Here is a 12,870-nt window from a genome sequence, read left to right as displayed (position 1 = left end):
AAAATTAAACTGCAATGAAAACGAGAACCCCCATTTCAATATATATCGCAACAACGATAGGTTTAACGATCATGGCCTTTGAAATGTTTGCCGGAGATTCAGGATATTTTTCTTCTCCTTTTTTCTGGGCGCTGATACTAATTGCCATTATCCTGCTGCTGATAATGAATTCGATTGGTGACCTGGTAGAAAATGAAAGTTTCAACAGATTATCCGAGGAAGAAAAAAAACAATATCTGGAAGAAAAAAAGATTCCTTATTACCAGAAATTATGGAACTCTGCGTTCAAAAAACAAAGCGCTACAGAAGAAAAAGATATTCTTATCGACCATGGTTTTGATGGAATTACAGAGCTGGACAACTCGCTTCCGAAATGGTGGATTGGCTTATTCTGGTTCGGATGTATTTTCTGTGCCGTATATCTGGTAGCCTTCTCTTTTACAGATTATGCCCATCCGGATGCAGAATACACGAAGGAAACAAAAACCATGCTGGCTTCCATAGAAGAGTATGAGAAAACGGCGCCTCAGATCAATCTGGAATCTGCAAAATACAGTGCTGATAATATTGCCGAAGGACAGGAACTTTTTAAAACAAATTGTGTGACCTGCCACGGAGACGGAGGAAAAGGAGGTATAGGTCCGAACCTTACCGATACCCACTGGATCAATATTAAAGAAAAAAGCTTATTTAAAAATGTATTCTGGATGCTTGAAAACGGCTCTCCGAACAATCCTACCATGAGACCTTTCATTAAAGAAGGAACCATTACCGGAAGAGATGCAGAGAAAATTGCCGCTTATATTTACCACATCAATCAGGAAACCGCTCCTATCACAACGGCACAAGGTGGTGCAGCTCCTCAGGGAGAAGAAGTGAAATGGGAGAACGGAAACAACTAAAATTATTATTATCTATCAATAAACCATGCCACGCCCCCTTCACAACTACTAACATTTGAATTTCATTTTTGCTAACTAACCTTTTCAACATTAAAAAATGATAAAAGGGGGCGTTTTTTAAACATAATAATCCCTGCCTTGACTCGTCTTACTCAACTATTCACTTGACAACTACAAACTAAAAATTCCATAATAAGACAGCCAAGGCAGGATTTTTGCATTCGCAAAGGGTACCACAACAAAGACCAAGTAAAATAGTATTGTTATCTTTGTTAGAAACCTCATCGCATTTGAAACTGAAAATCAACACCACAAAACTCTTAAGGCGTATTGTAATAACCTTTATTTCAATATTGGTTCTTCTTACCCTGTTGATACTAAGCTTAAAGCTTCCAGCCGTTCAAAATTTCATCAAAGACAAACTCATTGTTTACCTTGAGAAAAAAATCAAAACTCCCGTAAGCCTGGAAAGAGTCTATATAGGATTCCCGAACAGCCTTGTCATGGAGAACCTTTATCTCAAAGGGCAGGATGTAGATACTCTTCTGGCAGTGAAGAAACTGGATGTAGGTTTACATATGCTGAAGCTTCTTAATTCTACGGCAGATATTACTTCTGTTGAAATGGAAGGAGCACGTGCCAATGTAGTGAGGAAACCGGATGGCAAATTCAATTTTGATTATATCATTGATGCTTTTGCTTCCAGTGATAAAGAAGAAAGTCCCTCCAAACCCTTTATTATTTCCCTTGATAAAATCAATTTAAAAGATGTTGGGGTAACATTTAACGACCAGCAATCGAAGAATGATATTCAGCTCTATTTTAAGTCATTCGATACCAGAGTTAAAACTTTTGATCTTAACAAAAACAACTATGCTGTTAATGATATCAATCTCGACGGTTTAAAATTAAAGTTAAAGCAGGGACTTGTAGAAGAAGTTGCCAACAAGGTGGAGAAAAAAGTAGATTCTCTTAATGAAAAAAAGCCTATGAATATTGGCTTAAGAGGAATAATACTTACTCATTTCGACATTGATTACGGCGATGAAAATACAAAGACATTCGCAAAAGTTATCTTCAAAGAACTGAGTACAAAGGTTAATAAACTGGATCTTGAAAACAACGCTTTCAACGTAGCGAATGTATTTCTTTCGGGGGCAGACATTAATGCCAACCTTTATCTTCCCGCTCAGAATGCCAACCCAAAAAAGACCAAAGAACCTGAAATTTCAAAAGTTTCCGATCAGGATAAAGCCATGAAACTGCTTTTAGGAAAACTTGTTCTGAATGATGTGAAGGTCAATTATAACAATACCGCTATCGCTCCCACTAAACAGGGAATAGACTTCAATCACCTTAATTTTTCAAAGATGAACGTGGAGGTGAGAAGCTTCAAGATGGAGAACAACACCTTTGCCGGAACAGTGAATTCGGCGGAAATCAAAGAAGGCAGAGGACTGGATATTCAGAAGTTCAATACGGATTTTGTGTATGCTGAAAAGGAAGCTTATCTTAAAGATCTTTATCTGCAGACTCCAAAAACACTATTGCGTGATGAGGTTATTTTAAACTATAATTCCATTGACCAGCTAAGCTCAAACTTAGGCGCCGTAAAAATTTCAGCCAATATCAAAGATTCAAAAATAGGGTTTTCCGATATTCTGAATCTGGTTCCGACATTGAGAAATACGGTTCCATTCAATAAATACCCGAATGCTATCCTGAATGTAAACGCCAATGTAAAAGGAAGCGTTAACGATCTTTTAATTCAGGATCTGAAAGTTTCAGGTTTGGATCAACTGAGAGTAATGGCCTCCGGAAAAATCAAAAATGTGATGAATCCGGATCAGTTATATTATGATCTGAGAATCGGAGAGTTTTCATCCAATGCCAAAACAATATTCAATCTTGTCCCTAAAAATACAATTCCTTCGAATATTTCGCTTCCTTCCCATTTCAGCATCAAAGGAAATGCAAAAGGAACAACGAAAGTGGTGAATACAGATCTTAACCTCTACTCTACTTTGGGGAACGCTGCCATCATCGCTCAGGTAGACATGCGCAGAAAGAATCATGAATTGTATGATGTGAAAGCCAATCTTCAGGGTATACAGGTTGGGAAAATCATTCAGAATAAAGATATTGGTCCTGTTACAGCACAAATTGCCGCCAAAGGAGAAAGTTTTGATTTCAAAAATGCCAATGCCGACTTAAAAGGCCATGTTGCTTCCGCAGTCTACAAAGGATATCGTTACCAAAACATGAACCTTACCGGAAAGATCAAAAAAGGAGCTTATCATGTGATTTTGGATTCAAAAGATCCGAATGCCAGTCTGCAGCTGACCGCTTCCGGAGTTTATGATGAAAAAAATCCTACGGTAAAAGTGAATGGAGAAGTCATCAAACTGGATGTCAACAAACTTGGTTTCTATGAAAAGCCGATGATCATTGCCGGAAAAATTGATGGAGATTTTACTAGTTTAGATCCGAATAATCTGAATGGATATCTCAACCTTAAAGATTTTGCATTCTCGGATACCAAAGAAGTGTATCCTGTACAGGAAGTTAATCTGAAAGCTTCCTCTACACAGGATTCCACACAAATTGTTTTCAACTCTCAGGTGGCAGATGTGGAGCTGAAAGGAAAATACAAGCTTACCCAGATTTTTGGTGCTTTAACGCAAACGGTCAATCAGTATTATCAGTTCCAGAAGCCGGATAAAAGCCAAAAAATTGATCCGGGGCAGCATTTTAACTTTACTGCAAAGATTAAAAATGACGATCTGATCAGAAAATTTGTTCCGGATCTGAAAGATTTTGAAACCATTAATCTTGTCGGGAATTATGATGCAGATTCTCAGAAAATTGAAATTGACGGACAAATTCCAAGGTTATTATATGGTGAAAATACCATTGAAAAAGGTGCTTTAAAGGTAACGAATGAAAATCAGGCATTACAATACAGCCTTAATGTAGCGGCTTTAAAAAGCTCAAGCTTTTCTTTAAATAAAATCAATATTGACGGAGATGTTGCGGACAATACCATCCGGTACAACGTTACTACAAAAGACGAGAAAGATGCCACTCAGTTCCTGATTGCAGGAAATGCAAAATCGTTGAATGACATTACCGAAATATCTCTTAACCCGAACGGACTTAAGCTCAATTATACGGATTGGAATGTTGCAGAAAACAATAAAATTCAGATCAGCAACAAAGGAATTCTGGCGGATAATTTCATTCTTTCCAATGGCAGCAGTGAAATCGCTGTTCAATCTGAAAGCAGCAGCCCAGGCAGCCCTTTGAACATTTCATTGAAAGATTTCAAGATTGAAACCATTACGGAACTTATCAAAAAAGATACAGTTCTGGCTAGAGGAACCATTAACGGGACAGCACAGCTTCGGGATATTACTAAAAATATGACCTTCACTTCCGATCTGAATATTTCCGACCTGATTGTCTATGGAAGTCCTGTCGGAAACCTTGCTGTAAAAGTAAACAATGCTTCACCGAAGGTTTTAAATGCAGATATTGCCCTTTCCGGAAATAACAATGACGTAAAAATCCTTGGGGATTACAATACCTCTTCCAGTACTTTCGACCTGAATATGGCAATTAATCAGCTTCAGATGAAGAGTATTCAGGGATTCTCCATGAATGCCATTACCAATACGGAAGGTTATCTTTCAGGAAACTTAAAGATTACCGGAACGAGTGACAAACCAAATATTTTAGGAAAAGTAAAATTCAATGATGCCGGATTGGAAATTGCCAAAACGGGAAGTGATTTCAGACATCTGAGTGATGAAATAGACTTTACCAGTCAGGGAATAGAGTTTGATCAATTTAAAATCAAAGATAAAGACGGAAATGCCCTTGTAGTGGATGGGCAGGTTCTTACGCAGACCTATAGGGATTTTGCTTTTAACCTTAATGTAAATGCAAAAGATTTTAAAGTAGTTAATTCGGAGAAATCCAATGATGCGATCATGTATGGTATTCTGGCCATTGATGCCGGACTTCATATCCGCGGAAACCTTGATCTTCCAAAGGTAGACGGAAGGTTGAGCGTGGCAGACAACACCGATTTCACTTTTGTTCTGCCTCAATCCAGCCCTTCTCTGCAGGAGAGAGATGGTATTGTAGAATTTGTGGATCAGGATCAGGTGGTTTTAAACAAAACGATCAAAGCCGATTCTCTTAATGCCCAGAGCCGTATCAAAGGAATGGACGTAAGCGTTAATATTGAAGTCAGCAAAGAGGCAAAACTATCGCTGATCATTGATAAAGCCAATGGTGATTTTGTACAGCTTCAGGGTGAAGCAGAATTAACCGGAGGAATAGATCCGTCAGGCAAAACCACATTGGTAGGTGTATATGAAGTGGAAAAAGGAAGCTATGATCTTTCGGTGAGTTTCCTGAAGCGTAAATTTGACATCCAGAAAGGCAGTACCATTACATGGACAGGTGAACCTACGATGGCTCAAATGGATATTACCGCCGTATATAAAACAGAAGCTCCGCCTATTGACCTTGTGGAGCAGCAGATCAGTGGAGAAAGTGCCTCAACGATGAATCAGTTTAAACAGAGGGTTCCTTTTAATGCCTTGTTAAAAATGAAAGGTGAATTATTGAAACCTCAGCTTACTTTCGATATTACTACAGATGAGAAAAATAATTCTGTATCTACGAATGTAAAAGATGTTGTTGATCAGAAGCTTGCTCAGATCAGAACCCAGGAGTCTGAGCTGAACAAACAGGTATTTGCCTTATTGCTTCTGAACCGTTTTATCGGAGAAAATCCATTTGAAAGCGGTGCCGGAATGTCTGCGGAGACCATGGCAAGGCAGAGTGTAAGTAAGATCCTTTCCCAGCAGCTGAATAATCTTGCAGCAGGGCTGATTAAAGGAGTAGATCTTAATTTTGGTCTTGATTCTTCAGAAGATTATTCCACCGGAGAAAAAAATACCCGGACTGATCTTAACGTCGATATCAGCAAAAAACTGTTGAATGACCGACTGAAAGTAACGGTAGGAAGTAATTTCGGACTGGAAGGCCAGGCACGCCAGAATGAAAATATGACCAATATTGCCGGTAACGTTTCTGTAGATTACAGTCTTTCCAAAGATGGAAGATATATGCTCCGGGCGTATCGTAAGGATGAATATCAGGTAGCACTTCAGGGACAGATCATAGAAACCGGAGTTGGATTCATTATTACATTGGATTATGACAAATTCCGGGAGATTTTCCAGAAATCTAAAGAGAAGAAGCCGAAAAAAAATCAAAATAACCAAGTGGTAGAATTTAAATAATGAATAGTAAGTTCCATATATATTGTAAGTATCTGTTGGTTTCCGGAATGGCATCCACGGTAATCTCGTGCAGCAACACCAGGTTTTTGAAAGAAGGCCAGATGCTCTATACGGGAGCCAAAGTAAAGATTGAAAATGATACGATTTCCAAGAAAGAAAAAAAAGATCTTGAGTCTGCACTGGAAGCAAACCTCACCCCAAAGCCTAATTCTACATTTCTGGGATTGCGCCCAAAGCTGTATTTCTATAACATAGCCAAGGAGCCTAAAAAAGACAAAGGTTTTAATTACTGGCTTAAGTACAAAGTGGGTGAAAAACCAGTATTATTGGGAGATGTAGATCGTGAGTTCAATAAAGATATCATTGAAAATTATTCTGAAAACAAAGGATATTTTAATGCCAGAGCAACTTATGATACGGTTTCAAAGAATAAAAAAGCTCAGGTTATTTATACAGTAAGGCCTGGCTCAAGATATCTGATAGACGGTGTAAAATTCCAGAAAGATTCTACACTGGTTAACCAGGAAATTCAAAACCTTACGGATAAAACTCTTCTTAAAAACGGAAAACCGTTTGATCTGGATGTCATCAAAGCAGAAAGAGAAAGAATTGACAACAGGTTAAAGGAACGAGGTTTTTATTATTTCCATCCTGATAATATTATCGTGCAGGCCGACAGTACGGTGAGTAAGAATCATAAAGTTGAGCTTAATGTAAAATTGAAGGATAACACTCCTGATTTAGCAACACAGCAGTTCAGTATTGATAATGTTATTGTATTTCCCAATTACAATATTCAGGATGTAAAAGATGGTAAATACAGCATCCCGATGGATAAAGATTCTCTTTCCAAATATCGTTTTGACGATATTTATGTCATTGATCCGCAGCATAAATTCAAACCGAAGATTTTTGACAGAGCCTTATATTTCAAAAAAGGAGATCTTTACAACCGTTCCAACCACAATCTTACCCTGAACCGATTGATCAGTCTGGGAGTATTCAAATTTGTAAAGAACGAGTTTATTGTATCTGATTCTTTAAGCCATAAATTTGATGCGTATTATTTGTTGACTCCAAGACAGGTACAATCGCTCCGTCTGGAAGCTTTGGGAAGAACCAATTCCGCCAACTATGCGGGTAGTGAGCTGAACCTTAACTGGACCCACAGAAATTTCTTCAGAGGCGCAGAACAGTTTAAAGCAGCCATCTACGGAGCTTTTGATTTCCAGATGGGAGGTGCCCAGAATGCCAATAATATTTTCCGTGCAGGAACAAACGTACAGCTTTCAATTCCGAGAATTGTAGCACCATTCCGTTTTCATTCTTCCAGTGAATTTGTTCCCAGAACGAATATCACATTGGGATATGAATTCCAGAACAGAACACAATATTATACCCTAAATAATTTCACGGGATCATTCGGATATGTGTGGAAAGAAAATGCAAGGAAAGAACATGATCTGAAAGTGATTGATATTACTTTGGTATCGCCAGCAAATGTTACAGATGAATATAAAGCTAAATCTGCCAAAAATCCTGCTATGCAGCGAATTGTCGATAAACAGTTAATTTTTGGCCCAACCTATTCTTATACCTATACCAACACCATGCTGCCAAAGACCAATACCGTTTATTATAAAGGAACGCTGGATCTGGCAGGAAATATCACGGGATTGGTTACCGGAGCTGATGTAAAGAAAGATAAGGAAAAGAAAATATTCGGAATTCCTTTCAGTCAGTATGTAAAGATTGAAAATGATTTCAGATTCTATCATAAGTTCACTGAAAAATCTTCATTGGCTACAAGATTTATCGGAGGAATCGCCTATCCATACGGAAATTCAGAATTTGTTCCTTTCTCCAAACAGTTTTTCTCAGGAGGAAGTAACAGTATCAGAGCATTCCGTGCGAGAACATTAGGTCCGGGTAGTTTTGACCCGAGAACGATAGAACCGGGTGCTTATTTTGACCAGTCCGGAGATATTAAACTGGAATTAAATGCAGAGTACCGTGCCAATCTTTATAAGTTCTTAAATGCTGCCGTTTTTGTAGATGCCGGAAATATCTGGCTGCTACATGATGATGAAAACAGACCCGGGGCTAAGTTTTCAAAAGATTTTTTAAATGAAATTGCGGTGGGTGCCGGAGTAGGTCTGAGACTGGATTTTTCTATCCTGATTTTGAGACTGGATCTTGCCATGCCACTGAGAGTTCCTTACTATCAGAAAGGGGACAGATGGGCCTTCGATAAAATTAACTTCGGAGACTCAAGCTGGAGGAAAGATAATCTTGTTCTCAATATTGCCATCGGATATCCATTTTAATATGATTAAAACTGCCAAATTTTTCTGGGAAGTTCTGAAAGACACCTTTACAGAATGGAACAATTCTTCCGCATCAAAAGATTCGGCAAGCCTTGCGTACTATGCCATTTTTTCTATTCCGGGTTTATTGATCATTATTATCTGGGTACTTGGAAATTTCTTTGGGGAAGAAGCCATTCGCGGGCAGATCAGCACCCAGATCAGTGGTATTATGGGACCGGATGTGGCTAAAAGTATTGAAGGTATGCTCGCCGGTGCTTTGATTGACAAAAAGAATATTTTTATGAAGGCAGTAGGGGTAGGATCATTGGTTTTCGGTTCTACTACGCTTTTCTTTCAGCTGCAACATTCATTAAATACACTTTGGGAAGTAGAAGCTGCTCCCAAAAAGGCATTAGTGAAATTTTTACTGGACAGGGCGAATTCTTTAGGAATGATTCTTATTCTGGGATTTCTTTTGATGATCACCATGATTTTATCTTCTCTGATCAGCCTGTTTAATACAATTATCACCCAGTATTTCGGTTTTGAGACCTATATGCTGGTAGAATTTGTCAATTTCGCCGTAGGTTTTGGCCTTGTGATGCTGTTATTTGCCTTAATGTTTAAAGTACTGCCTGATGTTTTGATCAGCTGGAAACCGGTATGGAAAGGAGCATTTCTGACAACGGTTTTATTTACCCTCGGAAAATTTTTATTAAGTCTTTATTTTAACCAGGTAAAACCTACTTCAGCCTTTGGCGCTGCCGGAACAGTTATTCTGATTATGATGTGGATCAATTATTCGTGTATGCTGATATTCTTTGGTGCAGAATTCACTAAAGTGTATACCTACAAAAAGGGCTATAAAGTAGTTCTTTCCAAACATGCACGATGGACTCCTGCTAAGTTGTACGCGGATAGTCTGAAACAGATGCAGGGTGAAAGTAGTGATAAAATGTAAATTTGGGTTGCGAGGTTCGGGTTGCGAGATTTTGAGATCCGGGATATTTCTGATGCGAGATTATTGATATATAAAAAATAGAAAGAAAGCCTCCTGAAATTTTTCAGGAGGCTTTCTTTCTATTTTTACATTCTGTTTACGGTTCCGATTCCCAAGAGTTCCAACGATTTTTTAATCGTCTTTGCTGTGAGATCTGATATATTTAAACGGAATTGTTTTAAATTCTCATCTTCCAGTTTCAGAATAATATTACTTTGATAGAACGAATTATAAGATTTAGCCAGATCATAAATATAATTGGCAATCAGGGCCGGGCTCAATGCATCTGCTGCTCTTTCAACAATTGTTTTGTAACTGGTCAAAAGCATAATCAGTTCTTTTTCATACTGGTTTAAAGTTACATCCGATATTTCTTTATACTGGTAATCTGCTTTTGCCAGCAAAGACTGCGTACGAGCGTAGGTATATTGAATAAACGGTCCTGTATTTCCATTAAATTCAATACTTTCTGCCGGATTGAACAACATCTTTTTCTTAGGATCCACTTTCAGCATGAAATATTTGAGTGCTCCCATTCCAATGATTTCATAAGAAGCTACTTTTGCTTCTTCTGAAAGACCTTCAAGTTTTCCCTGTTCTATAGCTTTTAATTTTGCCGTTTCATGCATTTCTGCCATCAGGTCGTCTGCATCTACAACGGTTCCTTCACGGGATTTCATTTTGCCTTCAGGAAGTTCAACCATACCATAAGAAAGGTGGAATAACTGATCTGCCCACTCATACCCCAGTCTTTTAAGAATCTTAAATAAAACCTGGAAGTGATAATCCTGTTCGTTTCCTACAGTATAGATCAGTTTCTGAATATCATTTTGCTTAAAACGCTCAACTGCCGTTCCAAGATCCTGAGTCATATAGACTGAAGTACCGTCTGAACGAAGTAACAGCTTCTGATCAAGCCCTTCATCTGTAAGGTCACACCAAACAGAACCGTCTTCTTTCTGATACAGAACGCCTTTATCCAACCCAGCCTGAATAAGATCTTTTCCTAAAATATACGTATTGCTTTCATACTGAACCTGGTCAAAATCAACACCTAATCTCTTATACGTTTCATTGAATCCTTTGTAAACCCATGAGTTCATTTCTGCCCAAAGCGCTCTCACTGTTTCATCTCCACTTTCCCAATCCAACAACATCTTCTGAGCTTCCTTCATTACCGGAGCATCTTTTTTAGCCTGCTCTTCTCCTACCCCTTGTGCTACAAGCTCTGCAATTTCTTTTTTATAATTTTTGTCAAATTCTACATAATAGTTTCCAACAAATTTATCGCCTTTGGTATCGGTTGTTTCAGGAGTTGCTCCGTTCCCGAATTTCTCCCATGCCAGCATAGATTTACAGATATGAATACCTCTGTCATTGATAATCTGGGTTTTGATTACATCATATCCAGCCTCTTTTAAAATCTGAGCAACTGAGAATCCTAATAAATTATTTCTGATATGCCCTAAGTGCAATGGTTTGTTGGTATTCGGTGAAGAATATTCTACCATTACCGTAGCATTTTTCTTTTCTATAGTGGAAAAATTCTTGCTTACAGATCTGAAGTTGTCCACAAACAGCTGGTTTTTCACTTTAACATTCAGGAAACCTTTCACTACATTAAAGCTTTCGAAAAGTTCCGTCTGTTCTGTTAACGCTTCACCTAATTCAACCCCGATACTCTCAGGATTTTTCTTCAATTGTTTGACCAACGGGAAAGTAACAATAGTAAAATCACCCTCAAATTCCGTTTTATTTTCCTGAACTTCCAGCTTGATGTCTTTTAACTGATATACATTTAAAATGATCTCCGAAAGTTTTTGTTCTATAATATCTTTAATATTCATGTTTCTAAATTCTCTTTTTAATGCTTATCGCTGAAACATTTTTACAGTCTGTTTCAGCTCAAAATCTGAGTTACAAATATACGGAAATAAAAAAACCGCCCGAAGGCGGTTTAAAAATTTAAATGGTCCTAGTTATCCCACCAAACGGGTATACTTACATCACTCACGACTGCTGCATTATTATTTAATGTTCTTTCAGCTTTAGGAGTTATTAATCTCAAAGGTATTTTTTTAGATTGGCTATTCTGATTAGGCGTTAATACAGGGAAACCTGTACGTCTCCAATCATTATAAGGCTCCATTGTGGTAAACAGGGAAGAATATTTTTGAGTAATTATATTCTGTAATGTTACTGCAGCTGAAGCTGTAGTAGCAAAGACAGGATTATCAGTACCAGTAACATCTATCAAAGATGCACTTACAGCAGTTTTCAGGGCAGCTTGAGCACCTACAGTATTTCCAAGTCTGAATTGTGCTTCTGCTTCTATGAATTTAATTTCACTATAGCTAAATATTATATTCGATGTACTTGCACTTCCTGCAAAGTAACTCCCAAAAGGAGAAGCATCTGTGTTGCTATCTTCCGGAGCTGATCCGGAATATCCCCCGGATGCATCTAATCCTGCATAATGAGGTAGCCTTGGATCACTACTATTCTTTAAAAGATCTATAAAATATTTTCCCATAGACATATAACCTGATCTTTGATTATTAAATGCAAACCAAAGATTTTGATTATTTCCTCCATCAAACCGAGCCACCAAGTTATCTGAACTGGAAGTAAACGAGTTTTGCAAGTAGTTTAAAGCCTTCTGAGCTGCTACAGTACTTCCTTCTCTTTGAGTTAGTCTTAATGCATATCTTGCCTTAATGGCATAGGCTAATTTTTTCCATTTATCTATATTTCCTGCATAAAAGATATCATCACCTGCCGGTAACCCTAAATTAGCATTTTCAGGTTTTGATAAATCTATTATTGCACTATCCAAATAACTTTGAATCTGAGAAATGATATTTTGCTGAGAATCATATTTTGGAGAGAAATTATTGACTCCTTGAAACGCTTCTGAAAAAGGTACATCACCCCATGTATCAGTAGCATACCCCATATTTAAGGCTAATAAAATCTTAGCCATCCCTGAATAATAAGGATATTTATCCCCAAACTGAGTGATAATCTGATGAAGATTTACTCCAGTCTTATAAATATTAGACCAATCTGTTTCATTATCCAGTTCTGTTAAAAAATAATTAGTATAATCTAATGACTGAAACAGATTACCATTGGTATGCTGAGTCAACAAACTTATTTGTCTTGTCAAATTACCTGTTGAATTATTAATTGTTCCTACTGCTGCACCTGTAAATAAAGTTTTAGGAGATGTAACTTGCGTAGGACTATTGGGATTTTCATTAAATGTATCTAGCTCATGCTGACAAGAATTTAGAAATAATCCGGCAATAATTATAGGTATGTATATTATTTTTTTCATA

General features: G+C 37.7%; 6 protein-coding genes. 4 read left to right on the top strand and 2 right to left on the bottom strand.

Annotated elements, in window-relative coordinates:
• The first annotated feature begins 14 nt into the window (after positions 1–14).
• From ACLI50_RS06720 to ACLI50_RS06705, 4 genes are all read left to right on the top strand, one after another.
• Positions 15–902, top strand: a complete 888-nt coding sequence (locus ACLI50_RS06720) for a cbb3-type cytochrome c oxidase N-terminal domain-containing protein (protein ID WP_110008128.1) — start codon at positions 15–17, stop codon at positions 900–902.
• A 290-nt stretch (positions 903–1,192) separates the two neighbouring features.
• Entirely contained in the window at positions 1,193–6,220 is a 5,028-nt protein-coding gene (locus tag ACLI50_RS06715) for a translocation/assembly module TamB domain-containing protein (RefSeq protein WP_411413427.1), read from the top strand.
• Entirely contained in the window at positions 6,220–8,547 is a 2,328-nt protein-coding gene (gene tamL / locus ACLI50_RS06710; RefSeq protein ID WP_411413426.1) for a translocation and assembly module lipoprotein TamL, read from the top strand. Before ACLI50_RS06715 ends, tamL begins: the two co-directional genes overlap by 1 nt.
• 1 nt (position 8,548) lies before the next feature.
• Positions 8,549–9,490, top strand: a complete 942-nt coding sequence (locus ACLI50_RS06705; protein ID WP_411413425.1) for a YihY/virulence factor BrkB family protein — start codon at positions 8,549–8,551, stop codon at positions 9,488–9,490.
• Positions 9,491–9,615: 125 nt separating this feature from the next.
• Here ACLI50_RS06705 and argS read toward each other — a convergent pair whose 3' ends face one another.
• Positions 9,616–11,376 (bottom strand): arginine--tRNA ligase, encoded by a 1,761-nt coding sequence (gene argS, locus ACLI50_RS06700; protein ID WP_411413424.1) that lies wholly within the window; start codon positions 11,374–11,376, stop codon positions 9,616–9,618.
• Between the two features lie 128 nt (positions 11,377–11,504).
• A complete protein-coding gene (locus ACLI50_RS06695; RefSeq protein ID WP_411413423.1) occupies positions 11,505–12,869 on the bottom strand; it encodes a SusD/RagB family nutrient-binding outer membrane lipoprotein in 1,365 nt (454 codons plus the stop codon).
• Position 12,870: the final 1 nt, after the last annotated feature.

It is taken from the genome of Chryseobacterium cupriresistens, assembly GCF_046614675.1.
GTDB lineage: Bacteria > Bacteroidota > Bacteroidia > Flavobacteriales > Weeksellaceae > Chryseobacterium > Chryseobacterium cupriresistens.
Note: the sequence above shows the minus strand (reverse complement) of the source record. Positions and strands in the feature narration are given on the sequence as shown.

Coding starts and splice junctions, on each gene's coding strand:
- ACLI50_RS06705 (WP_411413425.1), top strand. CDS start 8,549: ATGATTAAAACTGCCAAATTTTTCTGGGAAGTTCTGAAAGACACCTTT.
- ACLI50_RS06695 (WP_411413423.1), bottom strand. CDS start 12,869: ATGAAAAAAATAATATACATACCTATAATTATTGCCGGATTATTTCTA.
- tamL (WP_411413426.1), top strand. CDS start 6,220: ATGAATAGTAAGTTCCATATATATTGTAAGTATCTGTTGGTTTCCGGA.
- ACLI50_RS06720 (WP_110008128.1), top strand. CDS start 15: ATGAAAACGAGAACCCCCATTTCAATATATATCGCAACAACGATAGGT.
- argS (WP_411413424.1), bottom strand. CDS start 11,376: ATGAATATTAAAGATATTATAGAACAAAAACTTTCGGAGATCATTTTA.